Raw genomic sequence first — 25,714 nt, forward strand, 5'->3', positions numbered from 1 at the left:
CACTGCCCTCCTGTCGGTGGTCGGCCACGGGATCGCCGCGACCGTCGAAAGGTTACCTGTCGGTAGGTCGGTTAGCCGCGTCGGCGCGCGAAGTACCGGTCGCCGGAGCGCTCGAGCTCCAGCGGCTGGCCGAAGGCGGCCGACAGGTTCTCCCCCGTCAGCACGTCCTCGATCAGGCCCTGCGCGACGACCCCGCCGGAGGACAGCAGCAGCAGGTGGGTGAAGCCGGGCGGGATCTCCTCGACGTGGTGGGTGACCAGCACGGTCGCGGGCGCGTCGGGGTCCAGCGCCAGGTCGGTCAGCCGGGCCACGAGGTCCTCGCGGCCACCCAGGTCCAGGCCCGCGGCGGGCTCGTCGAGCAGTAGCAGCTCCGGGTCGGTCATCAGCGCGCGGGCGATCAGCGTCCGCTTGCGCTCGCCCTCCGACAGCGTGCCGAAGGAGCGGTCGGCCAGCCCGGCGATGCCCATGGTCTTGAGCAGGTCCTCGGCCCGGCCGGTGTCGAGCCGGTCGTACTCCTCGCGCCAGCGGCCCAGCACGGCGTAGCCCGCGCTGACCACGACGTCGGCGACCTTCTCGTCGGCGGGCACCCGACCGGCCAGCGCCGCGGTGGCGAAGCCGATGCGGGTGCGCAGCTCGAACACGTTCACCCGGCCCAGCCGTTCCCCCAGGACGTGCACGGTGCCGGTGCTCGGGTGCAGCTCGGCGCCCGCCAGGCGCAGCAGCGTGGTCTTGCCCGCGCCGTTGCTGCCCAGCACCACCCAGCGCTCGTCGAGCTCCACGCTCCAGCTCACGCCTTTGAGCAGGTCGTTGGTGCCGCGGCGGACCCCCACGTCCGCCATGTGCAGCACGAGGTCGTCGAGGTTGTCCGGGTGCGTGTCGGGCTGAGTCCGAGAGGTCACGGCGCCATTCTGCCTTTGCCCACCCGTGCCCCGTGCTTGCCTCCCTGCGCACCCCGCCCCGTCCGCGGTACGGCGGCGGGGTTGACTTGCCGCGAACGCGAGAGGGAGGGCGGCATGGCCGGTGGATACACGGTCGACACGACGAGTTTGGCGATCCGCGTCGGGGAGCTGAAGGCGCTGGCGGAGGAGGTCGACGCCGCCGCCGGGGCGCTCCAGGGCGCCAGTGGCGACCTCGGGCCGGGGGACCTGGCCGCCGCTGCCCAGGAGGTCGCCGACCAGTGGCGCGACGACCTCGGGTCGATGCGCGACAAGATCGACAAGATCGCCGACAACGTGCGCCGCGCGGTCGACAACTACGAGCAGGTCGAGCAGGGCGGTGCGGACCGGATGCGGCTGCTGGTGAACAACACCGTGGCCGAGCAGCAGATGCAGGCCCTGCGCGCGGGCACGGCTCGGCGGCTGGGCGCGATCGACCAGGTGCTCAACCCCGGGGGCACGCCGTGAGGAGCTACCCGACCCTGGGCTTCGACCCCGTCCCCGGCGAGCAGGCCGCCGTGCGCACCACGCTGGTCAACCTCGCCGAGGTGCAGACCATGCTGGGTGAGGTCACGCCCCGGCTGACCGAGGCGTGCAAGATCACCGACGACGCGGACTGGGGCGGTTCGGCCGCCGAGGAGTTCAGCGACCACGGCGACGACCTGCCCAAGGGCATCGCCAAGGGCGCCGAGTCCATGCAGGCCGTCACGAAGGCCCTGCTGACCTGGGCTGGCCGGATGAAGGCCAACCAGGACAAGGCCGACGAGCTGGAGGCCAAGGCCAAGCGGCTCAAGCAGCAGGCCTCGGACGCCGCCAACGCCGAATCCGCCGCCGCGGGTGCCATCCCGCGTGACACCTCGCACCCCCAGTACGACTCCCGCTACAACGCCTTCCTGGCCGCCGTCGACGCCGCGTCCACCGCCCAGGCCGCCTTCGACAAGGTCATCGACGACGCGCGCAGGCTGGAGCGCAAGCACCTCCGCGAGGCGAACGAGACCGCCGAGCAGATCCGCAGCGGCCCCGACGAGGTGTTCAAGCCGGAGAACGACGGCTGGGACGTCCAGGTCCTCGACGGCATCGCCCGCACCTCCGGCATCGTCTCCAGCGCCGCGGCCGTCGTCGCCGCGGGCTCGCTGGCGATCCCGCTGGTCGGCGAGGCCGTCGCCCCGGTCGCGGGCACGGTCTCGGCGGGCGCGGGCACGGTGAACACGCTGGCTGGCCTGGGGCAGAAGGCCGTCGGCTCGGCCAACGCGCCGTCCTGGCTCGACATCGGGCTGGGCGCCATCCCCGGGCGCACGATCACCTCCGGCGTGGTCGGTGCGGGCAAGGGCTTGCTTGGCGACGCCGTCGAGGGCGGCAGCAGGCTGCGGCGGGTCACCAAGGGCGCCGCGGACGGCGCGCGCGGCGGTTTCGAGTCCGAAGGACTGGGCAAGCTCACCAAGGACCTGCGCGAACTGCGGGAACTGGCCGAGAACAACGGGTCGGTCCGCGACGCGATCCGCGAGAAGGCGCTCAAGGACCTGCGCGAGAAGGGCGACAAGGTCGCCGCCCGCTTCCAGGACCCCGAGAAGTTCACCCAGGCCCAGCGCGACGCCCTCGGCAGGCTGCGCGCGGCGGGCGACGCGTTCACCGCGGCCGTCGACACCACGGTCAAGTCCGCCCAGGCCGCGGGCGTCGAGTTCACCCCCGCGCAGCGCCGGGAGATCGAACTGCTCAAGCTCGCGGGCAACCCGGGTCGCGCGGGAGCGGAGAAGGCGGCCATCAACATGACGGCGTCCGAACTCCGGGAGCCGCTCAAGTGAGGGGACGCCGATGAGGCTGGACCTGCCGGACGCGGTCCGCCCGCTGCCGCTGGACGACCCCGACCGGGCCGTCGCCGAGTTCGCGGGCGTCATCGGCGACCTGCGCGACGTCCCGGCGGGCGCCGCGGCGGACCTGGAGGCGCTGGCCGCCGAGGGCGTGGACGCGGCGCTGCGCGAGGGCGCGGTGCTGATGGCCGTGGTCACCCCGGAGGGCGCCGACCCGGCCCTGCTGACCGGCGTCGCCCTGGCCGTGCCGCCCACCTGGGACCTCGAGACCGCCGACCGGGTGCGCGACTCCGTCGAGGAGACCGGCGGCCCGGACGTGCGGGAGACCGTCGTGGTCGAGAGCGCCGTGGGACCCGCGGTGGTGGCGCAGCGGGTGCCGGGCGTCGAGCAGGCGCGGGAGGGCAGGCCCGCGGTGGTGCAGTTGCAGGCGTTCATCCCGGATCCCGCGTCGGGGCGGATGCTGCTGCTGACCCTGGCGAGCCCGTCGAGCCGGGGCTGGGCCGCGCACCAGGCGTTGTTCACCCGGATGGTGGCCTCGGCTCGGCCGTCCGGGGACACGGAACCGGTTCAGCGGCCCCGTCCGGCCCCGGTTCCGCCGCCGGACGACGACGAATCCTTCGAAAACCACACCTTCCGGCTCTGACGAACGGGGGTCAATCGATCTTCGCCGGGCCGGTTGCCTCGATCGTGTCGGCACTCTGGTACAGGATGGACGGGTGCCGCACACAGCCCCACGCCCCGGACACCCGTTCCCGCTCGGCGCCCACCCCGAGGCGGGGGGCGTGCGCTTCGCCGTGGCCTCGTCCGCCGCGGACGCGGTGGAGCTGTGCCTGATCTCCGACGGCGACCACGGCGAACCCGTGGAGCAGCGGATCGAGCTGACCGAGCGCACCTTCGGCATCTGGCACAGCGTCATCCCGGGCGTCACCCCCGGCCAGCGCTACGGCTACCGCGTGCACGGCCCGTACGACCCGGGCCGCGGCCTGCGCTGCAACCCCACCAAGCTGCTGGTCGACCCGTACGCGCGGCGCATCGCGGGCGCGGTCACCGACCTCGGCGCCACCCGCGGCTACCGGGGCGACCCGATGACCGGCGCTCCCTCGCGGATCGACTCCCTCGGCTCCGTCCCCCTGTCGGTGGTCACCTCACCGGGTGGACCCGACACCGGCGCCCGGCCGGACGTGCCGTTCGAGGAGACCGTCGTCTACGAGCTGCACGTGCGCGGGTTCACCAAGCTGCACCCCGACGTGCCCAAGCACCTGCGCGGCACCTACCTGGGCCTGGCGCACCCGGCCGTCGTCGAGCACCTGGTCCGGCTCGGGGTGACCGCCGTCGAGCTGCTGCCCGTGCACACCCACGCCGACGAGCCGATGCTGCTGCGCTCCGGTCGGCACAACTACTGGGGCTACTCGACCCTGGGCTACCTCGCGCCGCACGCGGGCTACGCCAGCCGCCCCGGCCACGAGGTCGAGGAGTTCCGCACGATGGTCGCCGCGCTGCACGCGGTCGGCATCGAGGTCATCCTCGACGTGGTCTACAACCACACCTGCGAGGGTGGGGTCGCCGGTCCGACGCTGTCCATGCGCGGGTTCGACGCGCCCGCCTACTACCTGATCGACGGCAACGGCCGCGACATCGACCTCACCGGCTGCGGCAACACCCTCGACCCCGGCTCGCCGACCGTGGTGCGGCTGGTCACCGACTCGATGCGCTACTTCGCCGCCGAGCTGGGCGTCGACGGGTTCCGCCTCGACCTGGCCAGCGCGCTGGGCAGGCCCGGCGGCGGCGGGTTCGACCCGAACGCCGCGCTGCTGACCGCGATCACCAGCGACCCGGTGCTGGCCAAGCTCAAGCTGATCGCCGAGCCGTGGGACGCGACGGGGGAGGGCTACCGGGTCGGCGGGTTCGGCGTGCAGTGGGCGGAGTGGAACGGGCGCTTCCGCGACGGCGTCCGCGACTTCTGGCGCGGCGCCACCGGCCTGCGCGACCTGGCGTACCGGCTGTCGGGCTCGTCGGACCTGTACGCGGGCAGGCGGCCGTGGTCGTCGGTCAACTTCGTCACCGCGCACGACGGGTTCACCCTGCGCGACCTGGTGTCCTACGACCACAAGCACAACCACGAGAACGGCGAGCACGGCGCCGACGGCACCAACGACAACCGCTCGTGGAACTGCGGCATCGAGGGCGAGACCGGTGACCCGGGGGTGCTGGCGCTGCGCGATCGGCAGGCCCGCAACCTGCTCGGCACGCTGCTGCTGTCCACCGGCACGCCGATGCTGGTCGCCGGTGACGAGCGGTGGCGCACCCAGCACGGCAACAACAACGCGTACTGCCTCGACAACCAGACGTCATGGGTGGACTGGTGCGCCGACAAGCGCGGCGACGACCTGCTGGCGTTCACCCGCAGGTTGATCGCCCTGCGCGCCGACTCGCCCGCGCTGCGCCAACCGCAGTTCTTCGACGGCCGCCCCACCCGCTCCGGCGAACCGGACCTGGTCTGGTTCCGGCCCGACGGCGAACCGATGGTCGAGGGCGACTGGTTCGACGAGGGCCGCCGCACCATCGGCATGTGGATCGACGGCTCCGAGTGCCTGTCCCGCAACCGCGAGGGCGAACTGGTCGCGGACGACTCGTGGCTGTTGCTGCTGCACGCGGGCGCCGACAACGCCGAGGTCGCGCTACCAGGTGACCGTTACGGCCGCAGGTACATCCCGGTGCTGGACAGCGGCACCGCGCGGGGCGTCCCGAAGGACGCGGACCCCCTTCCCCCAGGCAAGCGGATCGTGCTGCCCGGCCGCACCCTGCTGCTGTTGCGCGCACCACGTATCAATCCGTGAGACACGTGGCCGGGCCGCTTGGCCCGTGCCACGATCGCGTCGTGACCCGGTCGCTGTTCCCGTTGCTGTTCTGGTGCGACCGCACGATCGATCTCCTGCTGGTGGCGTCGTGCGGCTGTAGGCCCACGCGCCGCCGCACGGCTCAAACCTGACGCCATGCCGCGCCGCGTTCACCTGTCACCCGCTGACACCCGAACGAGGAGAAGTCATGAGCACCCCGGTCTTCGACGTCGAGGTACACCCCCGGTTCGACCAGGAGGCGCTGGGCGAGCTGATCGCCCCACGTGATCCACTGTGGACACCACGGGAACTGCGCGACCTGACGTCGTCGATAGTCACCGACCACGCCCCCCGCCTGCTCGACGTCGTGCGGTTCGCCAGCCCGCAGCGCTGGTGGACCCGACTGGCGCTGACCGACGAGGTGGAGGTCTGGCTGCTCTCGTGGCTGCCCGGCCAGGGCACGGCCCCGCACGACCACGGCGGGGCGTCCGGTTCGTTCACGGTCCTGCTGGGCGAACTGGCGGAGACCTACCGCTACCCGGCGGGCCCGATCCGCAACTCCCTGCACAGCCCAGGCGACTCGATCGGCTTCGGACAGGGACGGGCGCACATCGTGCAGAACCTGAGCCGAGCCCAGTCGGCCAGCGTGCACGCGTATTCGCCGCCGTTGGTTCCCACGCGCAACTACGCCAGCCTGCGTGACGTGCCGGACGAGATCCCGGCCCTCCCGATCCAGCGACTCCCCCGATGAGCGCCGTTGATGATCTCTTGGCGGACGCCAGGTCCACGCTGACCCGAGTGGACCCCCACGCGGCCCTGCGGTTGCAGGAGGGGGGAGCGCTGCTCGTCGACATCCGCCCGATCGCCAACCGGGCTGCGGAAGGAGAGATCCCGGACGCCGTCCCGATCGAACGGATCCACCTGGAGTGGCGGCTGGATCCGGGGGGCAGCCACCGGATTGGTGGATTCACCAGGGACACTCCGGTAGTGGTCCTCTGCAACGAGGGCTACGCCTCGTCGCTGGCCGCCCGTGACCTCCAGCGGCTCGGCTTGGCACACGCGACTGATTTGGTTGGTGGGTTTCGGGCTTGGAAGGCGGCGGGCTTACCGGTTCGGGAGGGTGGGACACCCGCGATCCCTTAGCAAACGCTTGCGGGGGTTGTCCACAGGCTTGATCGTCTTCGCTCGGAACTGTTGGTCCCCTTGGCTAGAATTGGCATTGGGGGCCGGAGGCGTGCGTTGACCGTCTTCATGGTCGCGGAGTGCGGCTTGGCGGGTCTGCTGGGTTGATCGGTCCGGCCCCACGCGAAAATCATGGGCGTCCTCGATTGGGTGAACTTGCTTTGCGCGGGGCCCCTACGGACCTGCGGTGGGGAAGAGCGGTGGGGAGGGGCAAGCCCACCCCACCTGCGAGATAGCTTGGCAGGTCCGTCCCCCCACGCAAAGCAAGTCCACCCAATCAAGGCGTATAGCGGGGGCGCGTTGCGTTCTGGTGGGGGCTTGGGCTCAAGCGGCGGTTGAGGGGTGGGTCCGGGGAGGAACGGAACCGCTGGACTGGGTGGCGGGAACACGTTGCGTTGAGGGGTGGGTTGGGCTTCTGCGGCGGTCGCGGGGGCGGTCCGGGAAGGAACGGAACAGCTCGGACTCGGTGACGGGAACACGTTGCGCTGGGAGGCGGGTTGGGCTTCTGCGGCGGTCGCGGGGGCGGTCCGGGAAGGAACAGAACGGCCTGGAGCTGCGGCGGGGACATGTCGCGTTGAGTGGGGCTGGGATCCTGCGGCGGTTGTGGGGGTGGCTGGTGGGGGGTGGGCTTGTGTTGCCTCACGGCCGGGCGGTGGTTGGTGGGGTGGACCTGGTGTTGGGGATGTGGGGTTCGGCTCTGCGCTGAACATGTGGCGCGGGTGGTCGGCTGTCGGTGCACTGGGGGTATGGCGGCTTATGACGAGATCGCGGATTGGTACGAGAACCAGTTCCTCACCAGCAGACGCCTCCCGCTGGGGGCGCCTGGGCGGGATCCGCTCGACATCGATCGGACCATCCGTCAGCTGCTGGGCGAGGGTGTGGGTGTCTGCCTGGAGATCGGCTGTGGCACGGGCATCAACGCGCACGTTGTTCGGGAGCTTGGGTGGGTGCCGGTCGGTGTTGATCTCTCCGTCGGCATGCTCGGGCACGCTCTGCTGCGCCTGCCTGTCGCGTTGGCCGATGCCAAGCGGCTTCCCTTTCGGGACAGCGGTATTCCGGCTGTCGTCTCCGTCATGGTGCACACCGATATGCCCGGCTACCCCGACATCATCCAGGAAGCGGCCAGGGTGCTCGAGCCCGGTGGTGTGCTGGTGCACGTCGGTGTTCATCCCTGCTTCTGCGGTGGGTTCGCCGATCGCGCGGACCCGGAAGCCGTCGTGGTTCGGCGTGGTTACCTTGATCGTCACTGGACCACGGACTCGTGGACCGACCAGGGGCTCCGCGACAAGGTCGGTGCGGCGCACTGGTCGATGCCCGAACTCCTGCACGCCTTCCTCGACGCCGGTCTCGCCGTCGAGCGGTTCGCCGAGGGGGGATCCCCGACTCCGATGGTGTTCGCGGTCAGGGCGCGGCGCGGGCCGCGCTGAGGAACGCTCGGATCAGGTCCGGGTCCTTCACCCCACGGCTCGACTCGACGCCGGAGGACACGTCGACGCCCCAGGGGTGGGCGGCGGCGATGGCGGTGGCGACGTTGTCGGGGGTGAGGCCGCCTGCCAGGAGCCAGTCGCCGGTCGGTCGTCGGTTGTCCAATGTGGACAGGTTCCAGCGTTCGCCCGAGCCCGCGACCGGGGAGTCGAGCAGGAGGAGGTCCTCGCCCCACGCGCCCGTCGCCAACTCGGTCTCCGGGCCGAGGGCGGTTGCGCGGATGAGCTTGACCGGGAGGTCCGCCAGGGCGGCGAAGGACTCTCGGGGGTAGTCGCCGTGGAGTTGGATGGCCGCGAGGCCTGCGTCCTGGGTCATCGAGGCCGCGGTTTCGGCGGGGATGCCCGCGAAGACCCCTACCGTCAGCACGGTCGGGGGGACTTCCGCGGCCAGTGCGCGGGCCTGGTCGACCGTCACCTTGCGGGCGCTCTCGGCGAACACGAAACCCACCGCGTCGGCTCCGGCGGCGACGGCGACCGCGACGTCCGAGGGGGTGCGCAGACCGCAGACCTTGGTGAACACCCCACGAGACTACCTGCGGGAACACGACTCGATCGTGGCAACCGGGAAGGGGAACCCGGCACCCTGGCGTAGCGTCTGTTGCTCGTGCGGCTCCTCCGAATTGTGCGCCACCCCCTCATCCTGCTGACCGCGGCCGTGTGCGCGGTGGTGGTACCCCTGCACGGTTCACCCGCCCTCCCCGTGGCCGCCCTCGGCGAGCTGACGGGCCTGCTCGCCGGTCTGCTGGCCCTGCAACTCGGCCTCCTCGCCGGAGCGCTGATCACCGGCGCCCGCGTCCACCAGGTCGTCATCGGTGTCGGCACCCGCGTCGTCGACTGGACCACCCCGCGCCGCGTTGTGGTGCTGCGGGCGCTGCCGCTGCTGCTGTCGGTGTCGGTCGGGCCCGGCAAATCCCCGGCGCGGCTGCGCATGTGGGGTGCGGCGCTCAGTTCGGCCGTGCTCGGTGTGGCGGCGACGGCGACGGCCGTGGTTCTCGCCTGCACCGCTCGCAACGGCTTCGGCACCGCGGTCGCGGTCGGCTGCGCGGCCACCGTCGGCTACGCGCTCGTCCCGCGGAAGACGGCGGGCTCGACGTCGACCGGGTGGCTCCTGCTGCACCTGCTCCGGCTGACCGGTGTGCGGGCACGGCAACTGGACGCGGCACCGTTGGTCACCAGCACCGTCGACGCCATCCAGGACGGCGACATCGAGCACGCCGTCGACCTCGCCGCACGCATTGCGGACGAATACCCGACGTTGCGAACCGCGACGGCCGCGCGGGTGCTGGTGCTGCAGGCGCAGGGCAGATACGCCGAGGCCCTGCTCCTTGCGATGACGTTGGCCGGGGACCACGAGCAGACGCCGCAGGAGGCGGCCGTTGCGTTCGCAGCCCTCGCGGGGCTGGCCTACGCGACCGTCGAGGCGGGCCAGTTGGAACCCGAACTAGGACTGGGCACCGCCGCGCAGGCACTCGAGAACGCGGAAACCCTCGGTTACCCCACCCACAAACTCAACGGCTCCCGCGCGTTGCGGGAACTCCTTCTCGGCAACGCGGACAAGGCCGTCACCCTCGCTCGCCTCTCCGCCGACAGCAGCGACGACCGCCTCGGCCGAGCCGACGACCTGGCCACCTTGGCGCGGGCGCACATGGCGGCGGGGAACAACCCCGCCGCCCGAGCGGCGCTGCGTGAAGCGGAGGCCATCGTGCCGTGGTGGCCTCGGGTGGCCGTTACGCGCAGCCGACTCGACCTGGCCTGACCCCGCCCGGCAGGACCGGCCCCCTCGGGCATAGTTAGGTATCTCCGGTGCCCGTGCCCGCGCCGAAGATTCTCTGATCGCGGGTTATCCACATGCCCGGGATTCGTCCGCAGAGGCTTATTCACGCCCCGCAATGATCACCCCGAAGCGTGTGACAGCGGCCCGTTTGCGAGAATTCGGCTACCACGCATCATTCTCGAAAACGGGCCGTGTCTGTGTATCCTGCCACTGGCCTCGGTCGAGGCTGTGTCAAGGAATTATGTGCCCTGATCGGTGAGGTGACCGAGGGGGTTGGAACGGTCGGGCCGGTTGCGGGATTACGTGGTGGCCGGGTTGAGCGAGCGGTGGTCTCCGCGGCAGATCGCGACCAGGATACGGGTGGAGTTCCCGGCCGAGCCGGAGATGCGCGTGTCCCACGAGACGGTCTACCAGACTCTGTGCGTCCAGGGGAAAGGCGATTGCGGGCCGTGATGTACAAGGCCCTGCGGTCGGGCCGGGCGAAATGGGTGTCACTGTCGGCGAAGCGGCCCAGGCATGACCTGATCGTAGGCGTGGTCAACATCGGCGAGCGCCCGAAAGGGGCCGAGGACCGTGCCGTGCCCGGCTTCTGGGAGGGCGATCTCATTCTTGGATCCGCGTGCGAATCGCAGATCCTGACCCTGGTGGAGCGGCTGACGCGGTCCCTGGATTGGTACAAACCCGTCGAGAAGCTGAACGAACTGCTGGTCGAACACGGTGGCGCGATGACCCCTTGAGGTCAAGCAGCCCTCAGAGGTGGGTGGGCCGTCCTTTGGGCCCGAGGGGCAACAGTTGGTGGTCCCCGCGGTGGGGACCGGTTAGGCGAAGGCGTTGCCGGTGGCGATTTTTGGGCGGCCCAGTGGTGGGTGAGGGGTGACGGTGGCCGCTTGGTAGACCTCGATTGTCTGTTCCGCGATTCGGGTCCAGTCGAAGTCCAGGGGGAGGCGGGTTTTGGCGGCTCGGGCTCGTTTGCGGGCCGCGACCGGGTCGTTCAGGACTCGGCGGATGGCGGTGGTCATGGCGTCTGTGTCGCCGGGGGTGAAGGAGAGGCCGGTTTCGTTTTCGATGACCACCTCGCCCAGGCCGCCTGCGGTTGAGGCGACCAGGGGGGCGCCTGCGGCGGCGGCTTCCAGGGCGACGATGCCGAACGGCTCGTACCTGCTGGGCAGCACCACCGCGTCGGCCGCTGACAGGGCCGCGATCAGGTCGCGGTCCGTCAGGTGGCCGACGAACTCGATCGCGCGGCGTACCCGGGACTTCCGGGCCAGTTCGACCAGCGCGGTCGTCTGCGAGCCCTTGCCCGCCACCACCAGGCGCGTGCCCGGGTGTGATCGGCGGACCTTCGCCAGGGCCGCGATCAGGTCGTGGACGCCCTTCTCCCACTCCAAGCGCCCGAAGAACAGCAGCAGGGGGGACCCGTCCGGGCTGTAGGACTCCCGTGCGGCGCGCACCGCTCTGGCGGTCACCCGCCAGTTGCGCGGTTCGATGCCGTTGTGGATGACGGTGATGCCCGCCGGGTCGACGTCGAACAGGTGGGCCGCTTCGGCGCGCATCGCCGACGAGCAGGTGATCAACGCGTCCGCCCGGTTGGCCAGCCACCACTCCGCCGAGTGCACCTGGTGGTTGAGCGGGTGCGACAGCCAGCCGCTGTGCCTGCCCGCCTCCGTCGCGTGCAGGGTGGCCACCAGGGGCACCTCGGCCTGCTCGGCGAGCGCGATGGCCGGGTGGGTGACGAGCCAGTCGTGCGCGTGCACGACGTCCGGGCGCCAGCCGCGCAGCAGGGCCAGGCCGGACCTGATCATCGCGTGGCCCATCGCCAGGGTCCAGGCGACCAGGTCCTCCTCGAAGACCAGGTGCGTCGGGTCCTCGGCGACCCGCACGACCCGCACGCCGTCGTGGACCGCGTCCTCGGTGGGGTGGGTCGCCGCGTCCGTGCCCGCCTCGTGGCGGCACAGCACCACCACGTCGTGGCCCAGGGCGGCCAGGTGCCGGGCGACGGCGTGCACGTGCCTGCCGAGGCCGCCGACGACCACCGGCGGGTACTCCCAGGACAACATCAGCACGCGCATGGTGCGGCAACCCTACTCGCTGGTACGCAGCGCCCGTGCGTCGAGGGCGCCGAACGGGCCGTCCACCCGGCGCAGGTCCGCGGCGCGGGCGGCGCGGTCCGCGCCGGTGCGCAGCCCCCAGGCCAGTTCGGCATAGCGCTCCCCGTGGGCTTTGGCGCGTCTACGGGCGTAGTCGGCGGCGGAATCCTTGGTGACCATGAAAGCCCAGTCGCTCGACAGCGCCAGCATCGCCTCGCGGACCGCCTGGTCCAACACCACGTCCCGGCCGACCCCGGCGGGTACGGAGTCCACCAGGTCGAGCAGGTCGCGCTGCAACTCCGCGCCCGCGTCGACCAGGTCCGCGACCTGCACCCCGTCCCACACGCGCCAATCCTTGCCGGAACCCCAAGACGACGCTGGTAGCTCCACCGGCCCACCCAGGTAACCCGCCTCCAACGCGCCCCGCAGCGTCGTCACCCGCACACCGGCCTCGGGAAGCGCGGTCAACACCTCGGATAGCCACGCAGGCCCCTCGTGCCACCAATGCCCGTACAACTCGGTGTCGTAAGCCGACACTACGAGGCCCGGACGACCATGTTGGGCTCTTAGGTCACCCAGTCTGCGGACGACCGTGTCCACAAAGTCCCGCGCGTGCCGTCTTACCGCGTCCGCCGCAAGAGCAGGTTCGTACGGCTTCTTGTCCTCCGGTGCTACACCGCGCCCGGTGACCCGGGACGGCTTGAGCCCCGAAGGGTGGTCGTAGGTGTGGAAGTCACGGTAGGCGCTATCCCCGGGATAACCGGCCTTCGGAGACCACACGCGATAGGTGACCTCAAGGTCTCGCCCGAAGCACACCACGTCGGAATCGCCCACGGGCCGCGCAAACGCCGTATCCCCGTGCAACGCCGGACCATCCACCAGGAATCTGCGCACCCCCGCCGCTGCGTACCCGTACTCCATCCCCGGCGCGTAACCGCACTCCGGCGCCCAAATCCCCTCAGGCGCGTGCCCCACGCGCAACGCCGTGTCCTCAAGACCCGTGCGCAAAGCGAAAGCACGCAATCGCGGGTGCAACAACGGTTGGAACGGATGGGTTGCCGGACCACCTAGCAGCTCCACCACGCCCGAGTCCACCAACGGCCGTAGTACCGGCGAGAACCCGTGACGCCACCGCGACTCGAACTCCGTCAACGCGGCGGCCGACGCGCGATACTCCGCCGCCGCGACCTCCCGCAGCCGGGAATCCCCGCCCTGCCAACGCACACCGGCGTACTGCGCCCGAAGGTTCCAGTTGCCCAGCCAGTCGTGCATACCCCGCAACGCGTACGGGTCGTCCAACTGCGCCGCGAGCACCGGTGTCACGCCGAGCGTAAGAACGTCCCGACGGCCCTCTTCGGCGAAACGACGCAAGAGGTCCACGAGCGGCAAATACGAGTGCGCCCAAGCCTGGTAGAGCCATTCCTCACCGACCGGCCACGTCCCGTGGTGCGGCAACCAGGGAAGGTGGCTGTGCAGGACGAGCGCGAACCCGCCGACCGGCTCGCTCATGCCCGCGCGACCACGACGAGGTCGAGGCTGGCGTCCACGTCGTCGGAGTGGATCTCGAAGTCCTCGACCCGCACTCCCGCCACGGCCGCCAGCAGGTCCTCGGGCCACCCGCCCCCGGACATCGCGACCGCCACCTGCGCGTCGACGACCGACCCGCCGAAGCGCCGATCCACCTCCCGCAGCGCGGGACCGTGGTGCACCCCGCCGAGGAACTCCACCGCGAACCCCGCGTCCCGCACCAACCCGTCGAGTTCGGACGCCGACAGCTCCCGCGTGTGGAACGGGTTGAGCGGGGTGTCGCGCCCGGGGGAGAAGGTGATCCGGTTCGGCGTGGTCACCAACAACAGGCCACCCGGCCGCAGCACCCGACGGCACTCCGCGAGAAAACCCTCCTGGTCCCACAGGTGCTCGATCACCTGAAGGTTCGCCACTACGTCGACAGATCCCGTGCGCAACGGCAGACCGGCAAGATTCCCCCGAACCACCCTCACATCCGGGTAGGCCTTACCGACGTGCGACGCCGTCAACGCGTCGTAGTCCAGCCCAACCACGAAAGACGCCCGCGCGGCCAAGAGGTCGGCGCCGTAGCCCTCGCCGCACCCCGCCTCCAACACGACCGCGTCCGCGCAGCGCTCCGCCAAGTGGACGTACGCGACCTCGTGCCTGCGGAACCAGTAGTTCTCTTCCGCGATCCCGGGCACGGTGCGCTCGCCGGTCAGCGGCAGGCCTGGCGTTTCGGTGGACACGCGGGCACGCTAGCCGATGCCCGCCGGTCACCTACCGGCCGGTACGCCGCGGGTCAGCGCTTGACGCCGACCCCGCCCGCGATGCAGTACTGGACCTCGTCGAGCGGCTTGATCCGCGGACCGTCCGGCCACCACTCCGCACATCGGACGACCCCCGGCTCGATCATCTCTAAACCGGGGAACATGCCCTCGATCTCCGCCATGGTGCGGAACACCCCCGTGCCCATCGGGCTGTGCAGGAAGACGTCCTCCATGCGCCGGGCCAGCGGGCTGTGGTCGGAGGTCTCCGGGTCGAAGAAGTGCGTGATGCCGACCATCGAGCCCGGGGGCAGCGCGTCGATGTACGTGGTCATGATGTCCCGCGGGCTGCGCGCGCCGTCGTAGTGGTGGATCGTGCCGAACTGGAACAGCGCGATGGGCTCGTCGAAGTCCAGGTTCTTGCGCACGATCATGTTGTCCAGCACGGCCTCCGGCTCGAAGATGTCCTCGGCGATGAAGTGCGTGCGGTCGTTCTCCTCCAGCAGCGCCCGCCCGTGCGCGAGCACCACGGGGTCGTTGTCGACGTAGATCACCGTCGAGTCGGGGCGGATGCGCTGGGCCACCTGGTGGGTGTTCTCGGCGGTCGGCAGGCCGGAGCCGCAGTCGAGGTACTGCCGGATACCGGTCTGCAGCGCGATGAACCGGGTGGCGCGGATGAGGAATTCCCGGTTGTCGAAGGCCAACTGGGCCGCCTCCGGTGCCACCCGCTGCACGCGGTGCAGCACCTCGCGGTCGATCTCGTAGTTGTCCTTGCCGTTGAGGAACGCGTCGTAGACCCGGGCGATGCTCGCCTTCGAGGTGTCGATGTAGGCGGGGACCTCGTGCTCGGAGGGGTATGGGGAGGAGGTCGCCATTGTTCCTCACAGAGCGTCGTGGATCATGGACGGTGCGCACCCAAGGAGTACGCTCACCCTAGGGGTTCGGGCAAGACCCGGGATACACCGGGTTCGCGGCCGTCCGCGGTGCGGATGGTCCCGGATCCCCGGCAGCGCTGGACGGTGCACAGTGGCGGGAGGACTGGACGTGGCCGAGGACCGAGGCGACGGCGCGCAAGGCGCCGGGCCCACCGCGCGGCGGATCGTGCTGGGGTCGCAGTTGCGCAGGCTGCGCGAGGCCCTGGACATCACCCGGGCGGACGCCGGGTACCACATCCGGGGTTCCGAGTCGAAGATCAGCCGGATGGAGCTGGGCCGGGTCGGGTTCAAGGAACGCGACGTCGCCGACCTGCTGACGCTCTACGGCGTGCACGACGAGACCGAGCGCACCCAGTTCCTGGCGATGGTCAAGCAGTCCAACGAGCCGGGCTGGTGGCACCGCTACAGCGACCTGATGCCGACGTGGTTCAACGACTTCGTCGGTCTGGAGGAGTCCGCCTCCCGCATCCAGACCTACGAACTGCAGTTCGTGCCCGGTCTGCTGCAGACCGAGGAGTACGCGCGGATGCTCGCCGGGCACGGCAGACCGGAGCTGAACGAGGACGAGGTGGACCGCCGCGTCTCGCTGCGCATGTCCCGCTCGAAGGTCCTGCACCGCACCGACGCCCCGAAGCTGTGGGCGGTGATCGACGAGTCCGTCCTGCACCGTCCTATCGGCGGTCCGCGGGTGCTGCGCGAGCAGATCGACCACCTGCTGGAGCTGACCCGGCTGCCGAACATCACCCTGCAGGTCGTGCCCTACCCGCTCAGCGGCTACGCGGCCGAGGGCTCGTTCACCGTGCTGCGGTTCAACGAGGCCGAGCTGCCCGACATCGTCTACATCGAGCACCTCGGCGGCGCGCTGTTCCTCGACCGCGTGGACGAGATCGAGCGCTACAGCCGGGTCGTGGACCGGCTCACCGTCGACGCCGAGACGCCCAGCCGCTCGCGCCAGCTGCTCAGCAAGCGCCGCGAGGAGATCTGACGACTCGCCCGGCGAGTTGTCCGACCTTCCAGGAATTTTCCCGCGCCCACCCCGGCACCGGGGCCTCCTTCGCGACCGGTCGGTCGCGCGGGTTTCCGCCACGCCCCGGGACTCCGAACTGGTGGGTGACGGTGGTTCGCCCGTCCAGTGGTTGCTTCCGTCACTATTGCACGGGCAATCGTCCGTGCGAATGGCCCGTTCGGATGCACGTGCATTTGCTGGGCCGCCGGATCGTGTTACGGTCGTCACTGCCAATGCACATGCATCTGCACTGAGTGACTGCCGAAGGCGAGGTCCAGTGTCTGAGTTTCGCAACGGAATGGCGGCTGACGCGGTGCCCGGAGCGCGCTGGCGCAAGGGGAGCCGGAGTGGCGCAGTGGGCAACTGCGTCGAGGTGTCGCCGGTGGACGCCACCCGTACCGCGATCCGCGACTCCAAGAACACCACGGGTCCCGCGCTCGTCTTCACCGGCGCGGTCATCGCGTCGTTCACCAACGCGGTGAAGAGCGGCGTCATCACCACCCCGGACGCCGCGCACGCGGCCGAGGCCTACCTGCGCAAGCTCGTGTCCCGGGGCTTCGAGTTCCTGCACCCGCGCGACCCCAGCGGCGAGATCGCCGCGGTCGTCGGCGTGCGGGCCCACCACAACGTCATCGATGTCGTCCGGCTGCACGCCGAGGACGAGGTCATCGCCACCCGGCTGCCCGCGGACGCGGACGACGTGCTCAACCCGAGTTCCTGGCTGTGGCGGCGCGAGGGCTGGGCGGCCGAGGTGCTGCGCCAGATGATCGACCTCCCGGACGACCGCACGCCGGGGTCGCTCGGTGGCCAGGACCGCGCCACGGGCGCGGTCGCGGGCTGCTGGGTGCCCACGTCCCCGGGCCGGGCCAAGTGGCTTCCGGCGTCGGCGTGAGCCGACCGCCCGCCACCTACCGGCTGTTGTGATCCGACCAGCGCGCCACTGGTCATCACCTCTCGAAGGCCATCCCCACTGCTGGGGGATGGCCTTCGGGCGTCTTCCGACCGCCCGCGCGCGAGCACGGTGAGCACGCTCACCCGCCCGCGTGCGGGGTCCCGATTGCCAACGCGCTACTGGCTAGTAACATAGCGGTGGCAAAGCCCACCGTGCCGGGTGGCCACGCGGCATGGCAAGGTCGGCGGAACCGCAGGAAAATCGCCGTCAAAGCCCGACGACACCCTCGTCGGCCGCCACGCGGTGCTCGTCCCAGGAGGTCGAAGAAGACCCATGCCAAACATCGTTGTCCTGGTCAAGCAGGTGCCAGACACCTACTCGGAGCGCAAGCTCTCCGACGCCGACCACACCCTGGACCGGGAGTCCGCCGACGCGGTGCTCGACGAGATCAACGAGCGCGCCGTCGAGGAGGCGCTGCTGCTCAAGGAGGCGCACGGCGGCGACGTCACCGTGCTCAGCGTCGGACCCGACCGGGCCACGGACGCGATCCGCAAGGCGCTGTCCATGGGCGCGGACAAGGCCGTGCACGTCAGCGACCCCGCGCTGCACGGCGCCTGCCTGCTGCAGACCACGCGGGTGCTGGCCGCCGCGATCGGCAAGGTCGACGGCGTCGACCTGGTGATCGCGGGCAACGAGGCCACCGACGGCCGCGGCGGCGCCGTGCCCGCGATGCTGGCCGAGGTGCTGGGCTACCCGCAGCTCACCCACGCGCGCAAGGTCACCGTCGACGGCTCCACGATCACCGTGGTCCGCGAGACCGACACCGGTCTCACCCACCTGCGGGCGAGCCTGCCCGCGGTGGTCAGCGTCGGCGAGAAGATCAACGAGCCGCGCTACCCGTCCTTCAAGGGCATCATGGCCGCCAAGAAGAAGCCGGTCGAGACCTACACGGTCGCCGACCTGGGCATCGACGCGGCCGAGGTCGGCCTGGCCGGTGCCAGCACCTCGGTGCTGGAGGCCACCCCGAAGCCCCCGCGCTCGGCGGGCACCAGGGTCGAGGACTCCGGGGACGGCGGCGCGAAGATCGCCGAGTTCCTGGTCGGCCAGAAGCTCATCTGAGAAGCGGCGAGGAGGAGAGAACGATGTCCGAGGTCCTGGTTCTCGTCGACGAGGTCGACGGCGAGGTCAAGAAGGTCACCTTCGAGCTGCTGACCGCGGCCCGCGAGCTGGGCGAGCCCGCCGCCGTCGTGGTCGCCGCCCCCGGCACCGCCGCGAAGGTCAAGGAGTCGCTGGCCGCCTACGGCGCCGCCAAGGTCTACGTCGCCGAGTCCGACGACGTGCCCGGCTACCTGGTCACCCCGAAGGTCGACGTGCTGGCCGTGCTGGTCGGCGCGGCGTCCCCGGCCGCGGTGCTGGTGCCCGCGACCGCGGAGGGCAAGGAGGTCGCCGGTCGGCTGGCCGTGCGCACCGGCTCCGGTCTGCTGATCGAGGCGGTCGGTGTGGAGTCCGCCGGTGGCGACGTGGTGGGCGTGCAGTCCATCTTCGGCGGCGCGTTCACCGTCAAGGCCAAGGTGAACCGCGGCACCCCGATCGTCACCGTCCGCCCCGGCGGCGTGGAGGCCGTGCAGGCGCCCGGTGCCGCGGTCGAGGAGTCGGTCAAGGTGCCCGAGGTGGACGCGGCCAAGGCCACGAAGATCACCGGCCAGGAGCCGGTGGTCGGTGGTGACCGGCCCGAGCTGACCGAGGCGTCCGTCGTGGTCTCCGGCGGCCGCGGTGTCGGGTCGGCGGAGAAGTTCGAGGTCGTGGAGAAGCTGGCCGACGCGCTCGGCGCGGCGGTCGGCGCGTCCCGCGCGGCCGTCGACTCCGGCTACTACCCGGCGCAGTTCCAGGTCGGCCAGACCGGCAAGACGGTGTCCCCGCAGCTGTACGTCGCGCTCGGCATCTCCGGCGCGATCCAGCACCGCGCGGGCATGCAGACCGCCAAGACGATCGTCGCGGTGAACAAGGACGCCGAGGCGCCGATCTTCGAGATCGCCGACTTCGGCGTCGTGGGCGACCTGTTCGCGGTCGCGCCCGTGCTGACCGACGAGGTCACCAAGCGCAAGGGCTGATCGCAGTAGGCGCACTGGGGCGGTTCCCGCACTGGGGACCGCCCCATTTGTCGTCTTCGGTCCACACACCGAACACACAAACCGGCAATTCACTCACTTGCCACCGATGCGTCACGACATGGGGCACGAACCGGATGCCAACGTGGTTTTAACCTGAGCTATGACGCAGGCCCAGGTGCTGCTCAGCACTGCGAAGCCCGGTATCGACGCACCCGCCTACTCCCTGCTCGTCGCGCACGACGGCGACGTGGTCGAGGCGGCGCAGAGACTGCGCTACCAGGTCTTCGCCGAGGAGATGGGGGCCAAGCTCAACACCCCCACCCCCGGTGTGGACGTCGACCGGTTCGACGAGTTCTGCGACCACCTCGTGGTGCGCGCGGACGCCACCGGCGAGATCGTCGGCACGTACCGGATGCTGCCGCCGGAACGCGCCGTCGAGGCCGGATCCCTCTACTCCGACACGGAGTTCGACCTCTCCGCGCTCGCCGACATCCGCGGCGCCCTGGTGGAGACCGGTCGCTCCTGCGTGCACCCCGACCACCGCTCGGGTTCCGTGGTCAGCCTGGTGTGGGCGGGTATCGCGCGCTACATGCTGCTGTCCGGCCACGGTTTCCTCGCGGGCTGCGCCTCGGTCCCGCTGGCCGACGGCGGCGCGCTGGCCGCGGGCGTCTGGCAGACCGTGCGCGCCAAGCACTACAGCGACGACTCCCGCCGCGTGCACCCGCGCACGCCGTGGGACCCGGAGTCGGTCGTTGCCCCCGCCCGCACGGCGATCCCGCCGCTGCTCAAGGGATACCTGCGGCTGGGCGCCAAGGTCTGCGGCCCGCCCGCGCTCGACGCCGACTTCGGCGTCGCCGACTTCCTCGTGCTGCTTGACCTCGCCAACGTCGACCAACGCTATCTGAAGTTCTTCCTGGGGGAGTAGAACACCATGGCGCACGCCTGGATGCCCACGTCACCCTGCGGCCCGTCCTGCCTCACCGGCGACGAGCCGACCGTCGGCCCACTGCACGCCGCCCTCCGTCTCTGCGGTGCCGTCGCCGTCCTGGTGGCCGCCGCCCTGTCCGCCCCGCTGCTGCCGCTGATCGGCCGCAGGGGCAGGGAGTTCGTCGCCAAGGCGATCTTCCGAACGCTGTTGCGGGCCGTCGGCGTCCGCCTCGTCGTCACCGGAGCCGACGAGCTGAGGGCGGGCCGCAGCCGCGGCGCGCTCGTGGTCGCCAACCACATCTCCTGGCTGGACATCGCCGCGGTCAACGCCGTCCGGCCGATGCGCGCGCTGGCCAAGCAGGACATCCGCGCCTGGCCCGTGCTCGGACCGGTGGTCGCCGCCGCCGGGACGCTGTTCGTGGACCGGGAACGGCTCCGGACCCTGCCGGACACGGTCGCCTCGGTGGCCACCGCCGTGCGCGGCGGATCCCTCGTCTACGTGTGTCCCGAGGGGACCACCTGGTGCGGCCAGGGCGGGATGGGCCGCTTCCGGCCCGCCCTGTTCCAGGCCGCGATCGACGGCGGCGTCCCGGTCCGCCCCATCGCGTTGCGGTACCGGGTGGCGAACGGTCCCGAGACGCCCGCCCCCGCCTTCATCGGCACCGAGACGATCATCGAATCGGTGCGCCGGACCGCGCGGCTCAAGGGCCTGGTCCTGGAGGTCCGGGTGCTCGACGAGCTGGCACCGGGCCGCGCGGACAACCGCGCGCAGTTGGCGGAGCTGGCCGAGGCGGCGGTGAACTCGGCGCTGGGCCGGGTCACCATCCCGACCCAGACCCGCCGGGTCTCCCCGTTGGTACCGCGCAGGAGGAAGCCCAAGACCGCCGCGTAGCGATGCTCGCCGGAGCGGGTGCGACCGAACCCGGTCGCGCCCGCTCCGCGCGTTTGCGCGGAACGGTATCGGCTTCGCTCGGGGCGCTGAGTGCGCCGACCGGATCGCGTCGTTCTCCGCTTCCCACTGGGGTACCTCCATTCAGCGCATTTCGCGGGGGCCATGGCAATGGGGAACGTGCCCACCGGATCGCATCACCTTGGTTCACCGGTCCGCACCGGTTATCCACAGGCATGATCAACTTTGACCGGGACTGTCGGTCCACGCCACTGGAATGGAAATCGGGGGCCGGAGGCGCGCACCCCCGGCCGCCTTCCAAGATCATTTCCAGGCTCGGACCCGCCGAATTCGCCCGGTGCTCACCCGGCCCCGCGAACGCCTCCCCGCCACCGGTCGCCGGAAACTCGAGTGCGAGGCGTCACAACGTCCGGTTTCCTGGTGGGGCTGGACCTCCACCGGACTCGAACTTGCAGGATGGCGGCTGTGACCACCACCGACACCCCCGACACCACCCGAGGGCAGCTGTGGAGCGGGCGGAACCGGGCCACCACCCTGGGCATCCTGCTGCTCATCACCATCGCCGCCTTCGAACAGCTCGGCGTGTCCACCGCCATGCCGAGCATGCTGGCCGACCTGCGCGGCGGCGCCCTCTACTCCTGGCCGTTCACCGCCGCCCTCTCCGCCAGCGTCGTGGCCACGGTGGTGGGCGGGTGGATCTGCGACCGCTGGGGCTACCGGGTCGTCCTGCTCGTCGCGCCGACCGTCTTCCTCCTCGGCCTGGTGCTCGCGGGCACGGCGACCGGGATGCCCGCGCTCCTGGTCGCGCGGGCCTGCCAGGGGCTCGGGCTCGGCGGCGAGGTCGTCGCCATCTACGTGCTGATCGCCGCCGTCTACCCGGAACGCCTGCGCCCGACGGTCTTCGGGCTCACGGCCTCGGCGTGGGTCGTCCCGTCGATCGTCGGGCCGACGGTCGCCGGTCTGGTCACCGAGCGGTTCGGCTGGCGGTGGGTGTTCCTCGGGCTCGTCCCGCTGGCGCTGCTGGGCGTCGTCCTGCTCCTGCCCGCGCTGCGCACCGTGCCCGCCGTGCCCGCACCCGATCCGGACACCGTGCGGCGCAAGGGGATCCCGCTCGCGGCCGTGGCGGCGGGCGTCGGCATCCCGGCGGTCAGCTGGGCCGCGCAGCACCCGTCGCCCGCCACGCTCTGGCTCGGCCTCGCCGGTCTCGCGCTGCTGGTTCCCGCGCTGGGGCGGTTGCTGCCCAAGGGAACCCTGCGCGGCGCGCCCGGGCTGCCGAGGGTCATCCTCGCCAGAGGACTCTTCGCCGGGGCCTTCTTCTCCGTCGAGGCGTTCGTGCCGCTGACGCTCACGTCCGTGCACGGCTTCTCGCCCGCGCTCGCCGGCCTCCCACTGACCGCCGGGGCACTCGGGTGGTCGGCGGCCTCGGCGTGGCAGGGGCGGCGCCCCGAGGTCCAGCGCACCGCGCTGATCCGGGTCGGGTTCGCGGTCCTGGCCGCCGGGCTGGCGTCGATGGTGGTCGTCGCGGCGCCGTGGGGGTGGCCGTGGGCGGCGGCGGCGCTGTGGGCCGTGGCGGGCGTGGGCATGGGGCTGGGCTTCCCGTCGATCAACGTGCTGGCCCTGGGCGCGGCGCCGGAGCACGAGCGCGGGTTCACCTCGGCGGCCCTGCAGGTCTCCGACATGGTCGCCTCCGCCACGCTGGTCGGGCTCGGCGGTCTCCTGCTGACCGCCCTGGCGTCCACGGCCGCGCCCACCGCCGCGGTCGTGCCGACCGACCTGCTGATGGCCGGGGTCGCGGTGCTCGGCCTGCTGCTGTTCCGGCGCTCCACCGATGACCGCGTCTGACCTGGGCTGTTTTCGGCGACCCGGCGGTTCGGTCTACCCTGGTGGTGCCATGACGTACCTCGACCACGCGGCCACAACGCCGATCCTCCCCGAGGCGGCCGCGGCGTTGACCGGGGCGCTGACCGCCCACGGCAACGCCTCCTCACTGCACTCCTCCGGACGCCGGGCGCGGCGCGCGGTGGAGGAGGCACGCGAGTCGATGGCCGCCGACCTCGGCGCCCGACCGTCGGAGCTGATCTTCACCTCGGGTGGCACGGAGAGCGACAACCTCGCGGTCAAGGGCCTGTTCTGGGCCCGCCGCGCGGCCGACCCGAAGCGCACCCGGATCCTGGTCTCGGCCACCGAGCACCACGCCGTGCTCGACGCCGCGCTGTGGCTGGCCGAGCACGAGGGCGCCACCGTGACGCTGCTGGAGGTCGACGACTTCGGCCGCGTGCACGAGGACACGCTGCGCGCCGCCGTCGCCGAGAACCCCGAGGACGTGGCCGTCGCCACCGTCATGTGGGCCAACAACGAGGTCGGCACCGTCAACCCGGTCCGCGAGCTCGCGAGCACCTGCGCGGCCAACGGCATCCCGTTCCACACAGACGCCGTGCAGGCCGTCGGCGTGCTGCCGGTCGACTTCGCGCACAGCGGCGCGAGCGCCCTCACGCTCAGCGGCCACAAGGTCGGCGGCCCCTACGGCGTCGGCGCCCTGCTGCTGGCCCGCGACGCCGCCTGCACCCCCGTCTCGCACGGCGGCGGGCAGGAGCGCGACGTCCGCTCCGGCACCCTCGACGTGCCCGCGATCGTGGCCATGGCCACCGCCGTGCGCGCCACCGTCGCGCAGCGCGCCGAGCGGGCCGCCCGGCTGGCCGACCTGCGCGACGACCTGGTCCGCGCGGTCCGCGCCGCGGTACCGGACGCGGTGCTCAACGGCGACCCCGGCGAGTCGCTGGTGGACGGCGCCCCGTCGCGGCTGCCCGGCAACGCGCACTTCAGCTTCCCCGGCTGCGAGGGCGACAGCCTGCTCATGCTGCTCGACGCCCGCGGCATCGAGTGCTCGACCGGCTCGGCCTGCACCGCCGGTGTCGCCCAGCCGTCGCACGTGCTGCTGGCCATGGGCGTCGACCAAGCCCACGCCCGCGGGTCGCTGCGCTTCTCCCTCGGCCACACCTCGACCGCCGAGGACGTGCGGGTGCTGGCCGCGGCCATCGGGCCGGTCGTCGAACGGGCCCGCAACGCCGGGCTGGCCGGGCTGCGGCGCGGCGCGTCCCACGCGGAGGTGTAGGTCCCCCATGCGAGTGCTGGCCGCGATGAGCGGCGGAGTCGACTCGGCCGTGGCCGCCGCGCGCGCGGTCGAGGCCGGGCACGACGTCACCGGTGTCCACTTGGCACTGTCGGCCAAGCCCGGCACGCTGCGCACCGGCTCGCGCGGCTGCTGCACCGTCGAGGACGCGCACGACGCCCGCCGGGTCGCCGACATCCTGGGCATCCCGTTCTACGTCTGGGACTTCGCCGAGCGGTTCACCGAGGACGTGGTCGAGGACTTCGTCGCCGAGTACGCCGCGGGCCGCACCCCCAACCCGTGCCTGAAGTGCAACGAGCGGATCAAGTTCGAGGCGCTGCTGGACAAGGCCGTCGCGCTCGGCTTCGACGCGGTGTGCACCGGCCACTACGCCCGGTTGGCCACGGTGGACGGACACCCGGAACTCCGCCGCGCCGCCGACCTGGACAAGGACCAGTCGTACGTGCTGGCCTCGCTGACCGCCGAGCAGCTCGCGCACGCCATGTTCCCGCTCGGCCGCTCGGTGAAGGCCGACGTGCGCGCGGAGGCCGCCGAGCGCGGGCTGGCCGTCGCCGAGAAGCCCGACAGCTACGACATCTGCTTCATCCCCGACGGCGACACCCGCGCCTTCCTCACCGCCAAGCTCGGCGCCCGGCCCGGCACGCTCGTCGACGACGAGACCGGTGCGGTGCTCGGCGTGCACACCGGGGTGCACGGGTTCACCGTCGGCCAGCGGCACGGGCTCGGCATCGAGGCGCCCGCCCCCGACGGCCGCCCCCGGTACGTGCTGTCCCTGGAACCGGTCCAGGGCACCGTGCGGATCGGGTCCGCCGAGCGGCTGTCCGTCCGCGAGATCACCGGTGTCCGGCCGATCTGGCCGTCCGGTCAACCGCTGACCGGACCGGTCGACTGCGTCGCCCAGATCCGCGCGCACGGCGGCACCACCACCGCCCACGCGTCCTTTGTGGATGGTGAGCTGCTGGTCCGGCCCGGCGCGGAGTTGCGCGGTGTGGCACCGGGACAGGCCGTTGTCCTCTACCGCCCGGACCCGGACGGCGACGTCGTCCTCGGCAGCGCCACCATCGCGGCGACCGCGTAGTCGCTCCCGGATCGGCGAGCGGTCGTCACATTCCGCAGTGCGACGGATCCACTGTGGAGCGGTCCCGTTACGGAATCGGGAAAGATGACCACGTGTTCGATTATCCGGTCACGGAAAACGCACGGTGTGTCGACCCGTAGTGAGGAATACCCGATAGGGGCGTTGCGTCGACACCGTGTTTCTTGTTGTCTTCATTGGCCGCGCTGGTCTTTCTGGGTATCACCGCCGCCGAGATGTTCACTGATCGTCACGGGAAGATCAGCGGAGAGTTGATCCGAAATAGGCGTTACGCAGGAGGTTTGCGAATCGATGTATCTCGTGACCCCACGACTGCTCTACTACGGA

24 protein-coding genes are annotated in these 25,714 nt (G+C 71.4%); 18 read left to right on the top strand and 6 right to left on the bottom strand.

The window, feature by feature from the left end:
* Positions 1-71: 71 nt before the first annotated feature.
* Entirely contained in the window at positions 72-839 is a 768-nt protein-coding gene (locus V5P93_RS08230; RefSeq protein ID WP_104483244.1) for an ABC transporter ATP-binding protein, read from the bottom strand.
* A 174-nt stretch (positions 840-1,013) separates the two neighbouring features.
* On the opposite strand from V5P93_RS08230, the gene V5P93_RS08235 reads away from it, so the two are divergent.
* From V5P93_RS08235 to V5P93_RS08265, 7 genes are all read left to right on the top strand, one after another.
* Entirely contained in the window at positions 1,014-1,403 is a 390-nt protein-coding gene (locus tag V5P93_RS08235; RefSeq protein ID WP_104483208.1) for a WXG100 family type VII secretion target, read from the top strand.
* On the top strand, positions 1,400-2,737 hold the full coding sequence (locus tag V5P93_RS08240; RefSeq protein WP_104483209.1) for a putative T7SS-secreted protein: 1,338 nt from the start codon (positions 1,400-1,402) through the stop codon (positions 2,735-2,737). The genes V5P93_RS08235 and V5P93_RS08240 overlap by 4 nt, the downstream gene beginning before the upstream one ends.
* Before the next feature lie 10 nt (positions 2,738-2,747).
* Positions 2,748-3,386 (top strand): hypothetical protein, encoded by a 639-nt coding sequence (locus V5P93_RS08245; protein ID WP_104483210.1) that lies wholly within the window; start codon positions 2,748-2,750, stop codon positions 3,384-3,386.
* Positions 3,387-3,459: 73 nt separating this feature from the next.
* Positions 3,460-5,580, top strand: coding sequence for a glycogen debranching protein GlgX (gene glgX / locus V5P93_RS08250; RefSeq protein WP_104483211.1), 2,121 nt, complete (start codon positions 3,460-3,462; stop codon positions 5,578-5,580).
* A gap of 208 nt (positions 5,581-5,788) precedes the next feature.
* A complete protein-coding gene (locus V5P93_RS08255) occupies positions 5,789-6,331 on the top strand; it encodes a cysteine dioxygenase family protein (RefSeq protein WP_104483212.1) in 543 nt (180 codons plus the stop codon).
* Positions 6,328-6,723, top strand: a complete 396-nt coding sequence (locus tag V5P93_RS08260) for a rhodanese-like domain-containing protein (RefSeq protein ID WP_104483213.1) — start codon at positions 6,328-6,330, stop codon at positions 6,721-6,723. Before V5P93_RS08255 ends, V5P93_RS08260 begins: the two co-directional genes overlap by 4 nt.
* Before the next feature lie 785 nt (positions 6,724-7,508).
* Positions 7,509-8,189 (top strand): class I SAM-dependent methyltransferase, encoded by a 681-nt coding sequence (locus tag V5P93_RS08265; protein WP_104483214.1) that lies wholly within the window; start codon positions 7,509-7,511, stop codon positions 8,187-8,189.
* Here the strand turns inward: V5P93_RS08265 and V5P93_RS08270 are convergent.
* Positions 8,164-8,766 carry a phosphoribosylanthranilate isomerase gene (locus tag V5P93_RS08270; protein WP_104483215.1) on the bottom strand — a complete coding sequence of 201 codons (603 nt, stop codon included), beginning with the start codon at positions 8,764-8,766 and terminating at the stop codon, positions 8,164-8,166. The two genes, V5P93_RS08265 and V5P93_RS08270, sit on opposite strands and share 26 nt — an antisense overlap.
* A 102-nt stretch (positions 8,767-8,868) precedes the next feature.
* Here V5P93_RS08270 and V5P93_RS08275 point away from each other — a divergent pair, with 102 nt between their 5' ends.
* Both V5P93_RS08275 and V5P93_RS08280 read left to right on the top strand, forming a co-directional pair.
* On the top strand, positions 8,869-10,002 hold the full coding sequence (locus tag V5P93_RS08275; protein WP_104483216.1) for a hypothetical protein: 1,134 nt from the start codon (positions 8,869-8,871) through the stop codon (positions 10,000-10,002).
* Positions 10,003-10,472: 470 nt separating this feature from the next.
* Positions 10,473-10,757: a hypothetical protein gene (locus tag V5P93_RS08280; protein WP_104483218.1), complete on the top strand. Its 285-nt coding sequence runs from the start codon at positions 10,473-10,475 to the stop codon at positions 10,755-10,757.
* A gap of 81 nt (positions 10,758-10,838) precedes the next feature.
* On the opposite strand, the gene V5P93_RS08285 is transcribed toward V5P93_RS08280, so the two are convergent.
* Genes V5P93_RS08285 through V5P93_RS08300 form a run of 4 tightly spaced genes read right to left on the bottom strand, consistent with a single transcriptional unit; the run spans position 10,839 to position 15,255 of the window.
* Positions 10,839-12,089 (bottom strand): glycosyltransferase family 4 protein, encoded by a 1,251-nt coding sequence (locus V5P93_RS08285; protein WP_104483219.1) that lies wholly within the window; start codon positions 12,087-12,089, stop codon positions 10,839-10,841.
* A 12-nt stretch (positions 12,090-12,101) separates the two neighbouring features.
* Positions 12,102-13,616, bottom strand: a complete 1,515-nt coding sequence (locus V5P93_RS08290; RefSeq protein WP_104483220.1) for a glycoside hydrolase family 57 protein — start codon at positions 13,614-13,616, stop codon at positions 12,102-12,104.
* Entirely contained in the window at positions 13,613-14,362 is a 750-nt protein-coding gene (locus tag V5P93_RS08295; RefSeq protein WP_181043925.1) for a bifunctional 2-polyprenyl-6-hydroxyphenol methylase/3-demethylubiquinol 3-O-methyltransferase UbiG, read from the bottom strand. Before V5P93_RS08295 ends, V5P93_RS08290 begins: the two co-directional genes overlap by 4 nt.
* A gap of 53 nt (positions 14,363-14,415) precedes the next feature.
* Positions 14,416-15,255, bottom strand: a complete 840-nt coding sequence (locus V5P93_RS08300) for an SAM-dependent methyltransferase (protein WP_104483221.1) — start codon at positions 15,253-15,255, stop codon at positions 14,416-14,418.
* Positions 15,256-15,424: 169 nt separating this feature from the next.
* Between V5P93_RS08300 and V5P93_RS08305 the strand changes: the two genes are divergently transcribed.
* The 9 genes from V5P93_RS08305 (at position 15,425) to mnmA (ending at position 25,369) form a co-directional block, all read left to right on the top strand.
* Entirely contained in the window at positions 15,425-16,300 is an 876-nt protein-coding gene (locus tag V5P93_RS08305) for a helix-turn-helix transcriptional regulator (protein ID WP_245931758.1), read from the top strand.
* A gap of 319 nt (positions 16,301-16,619) precedes the next feature.
* The gene (locus V5P93_RS08310; RefSeq protein ID WP_104483223.1) at positions 16,620-17,213 is read left to right on the top strand and encodes a DUF397 domain-containing protein; all 594 of its coding nucleotides are present in this window, start codon (positions 16,620-16,622) and stop codon (positions 17,211-17,213) included.
* A 333-nt stretch (positions 17,214-17,546) separates the two neighbouring features.
* Positions 17,547-18,332, top strand: a complete 786-nt coding sequence (locus V5P93_RS08315) for an electron transfer flavoprotein subunit beta/FixA family protein (RefSeq protein ID WP_104483224.1) — start codon at positions 17,547-17,549, stop codon at positions 18,330-18,332.
* Between the two features lie 23 nt (positions 18,333-18,355).
* The gene (locus V5P93_RS08320) at positions 18,356-19,324 is read left to right on the top strand and encodes an electron transfer flavoprotein subunit alpha/FixB family protein (RefSeq protein ID WP_104483225.1); all 969 of its coding nucleotides are present in this window, start codon (positions 18,356-18,358) and stop codon (positions 19,322-19,324) included.
* A 160-nt stretch (positions 19,325-19,484) separates the two neighbouring features.
* Positions 19,485-20,249 (top strand): GNAT family N-acetyltransferase, encoded by a 765-nt coding sequence (locus V5P93_RS08325; RefSeq protein ID WP_104483226.1) that lies wholly within the window; start codon positions 19,485-19,487, stop codon positions 20,247-20,249.
* Between the two features lie 6 nt (positions 20,250-20,255).
* Positions 20,256-21,143, top strand: coding sequence for a 1-acyl-sn-glycerol-3-phosphate acyltransferase (locus tag V5P93_RS08330; protein WP_104483227.1), 888 nt, complete (start codon positions 20,256-20,258; stop codon positions 21,141-21,143).
* A 474-nt stretch (positions 21,144-21,617) separates the two neighbouring features.
* A complete protein-coding gene (locus tag V5P93_RS08335; protein WP_104483228.1) occupies positions 21,618-23,003 on the top strand; it encodes an MFS transporter in 1,386 nt (461 codons plus the stop codon).
* A gap of 49 nt (positions 23,004-23,052) precedes the next feature.
* The gene (locus tag V5P93_RS08340; RefSeq protein ID WP_104483229.1) at positions 23,053-24,273 is read left to right on the top strand and encodes a cysteine desulfurase family protein; all 1,221 of its coding nucleotides are present in this window, start codon (positions 23,053-23,055) and stop codon (positions 24,271-24,273) included.
* A gap of 7 nt (positions 24,274-24,280) precedes the next feature.
* Positions 24,281-25,369 carry a tRNA 2-thiouridine(34) synthase MnmA gene (mnmA, locus tag V5P93_RS08345; protein ID WP_104483230.1) on the top strand — a complete coding sequence of 363 codons (1,089 nt, stop codon included), beginning with the start codon at positions 24,281-24,283 and terminating at the stop codon, positions 25,367-25,369.
* Positions 25,370-25,714: the final 345 nt, after the last annotated feature.

Origin of the sequence: Actinokineospora auranticolor (assembly GCF_041897805.1) — a bacterium.
In the GTDB taxonomy this organism is placed as follows: Bacteria; Actinomycetota; Actinomycetes; order Mycobacteriales; family Pseudonocardiaceae; genus Actinokineospora; species Actinokineospora auranticolor.

Bases quoted from the DNA above. Each gene is read 5' to 3' on its own strand.
- V5P93_RS08230 (WP_104483244.1), bottom strand. From the start codon at position 839: ATGGCGGACGTGGGGGTCCGCCGCGGCACCAACGACCTGCTCAAAGGC.
- V5P93_RS08235 (WP_104483208.1), top strand. From the start codon at position 1,014: ATGGCCGGTGGATACACGGTCGACACGACGAGTTTGGCGATCCGCGTC.
- V5P93_RS08245 (WP_104483210.1), top strand. From the start codon at position 2,748: ATGAGGCTGGACCTGCCGGACGCGGTCCGCCCGCTGCCGCTGGACGAC.
- V5P93_RS08255 (WP_104483212.1), top strand. From the start codon at position 5,789: ATGAGCACCCCGGTCTTCGACGTCGAGGTACACCCCCGGTTCGACCAG.
- V5P93_RS08260 (WP_104483213.1), top strand. From the start codon at position 6,328: ATGAGCGCCGTTGATGATCTCTTGGCGGACGCCAGGTCCACGCTGACC.
- V5P93_RS08265 (WP_104483214.1), top strand. From the start codon at position 7,509: ATGGCGGCTTATGACGAGATCGCGGATTGGTACGAGAACCAGTTCCTC.
- V5P93_RS08280 (WP_104483218.1), top strand. From the start codon at position 10,473: ATGTACAAGGCCCTGCGGTCGGGCCGGGCGAAATGGGTGTCACTGTCG.
- V5P93_RS08285 (WP_104483219.1), bottom strand. From the start codon at position 12,089: ATGCGCGTGCTGATGTTGTCCTGGGAGTACCCGCCGGTGGTCGTCGGC.
- V5P93_RS08290 (WP_104483220.1), bottom strand. From the start codon at position 13,616: ATGAGCGAGCCGGTCGGCGGGTTCGCGCTCGTCCTGCACAGCCACCTT.
- V5P93_RS08300 (WP_104483221.1), bottom strand. From the start codon at position 15,255: ATGGCGACCTCCTCCCCATACCCCTCCGAGCACGAGGTCCCCGCCTAC.
- V5P93_RS08310 (WP_104483223.1), top strand. From the start codon at position 16,620: ATGGCGGCTGACGCGGTGCCCGGAGCGCGCTGGCGCAAGGGGAGCCGG.
- V5P93_RS08315 (WP_104483224.1), top strand. From the start codon at position 17,547: ATGCCAAACATCGTTGTCCTGGTCAAGCAGGTGCCAGACACCTACTCG.
- V5P93_RS08320 (WP_104483225.1), top strand. From the start codon at position 18,356: ATGTCCGAGGTCCTGGTTCTCGTCGACGAGGTCGACGGCGAGGTCAAG.
- V5P93_RS08325 (WP_104483226.1), top strand. From the start codon at position 19,485: ATGACGCAGGCCCAGGTGCTGCTCAGCACTGCGAAGCCCGGTATCGAC.
- V5P93_RS08330 (WP_104483227.1), top strand. From the start codon at position 20,256: ATGGCGCACGCCTGGATGCCCACGTCACCCTGCGGCCCGTCCTGCCTC.
- V5P93_RS08335 (WP_104483228.1), top strand. From the start codon at position 21,618: ATGGCGGCTGTGACCACCACCGACACCCCCGACACCACCCGAGGGCAG.
- V5P93_RS08340 (WP_104483229.1), top strand. From the start codon at position 23,053: ATGACGTACCTCGACCACGCGGCCACAACGCCGATCCTCCCCGAGGCG.
- mnmA (WP_104483230.1), top strand. From the start codon at position 24,281: ATGCGAGTGCTGGCCGCGATGAGCGGCGGAGTCGACTCGGCCGTGGCC.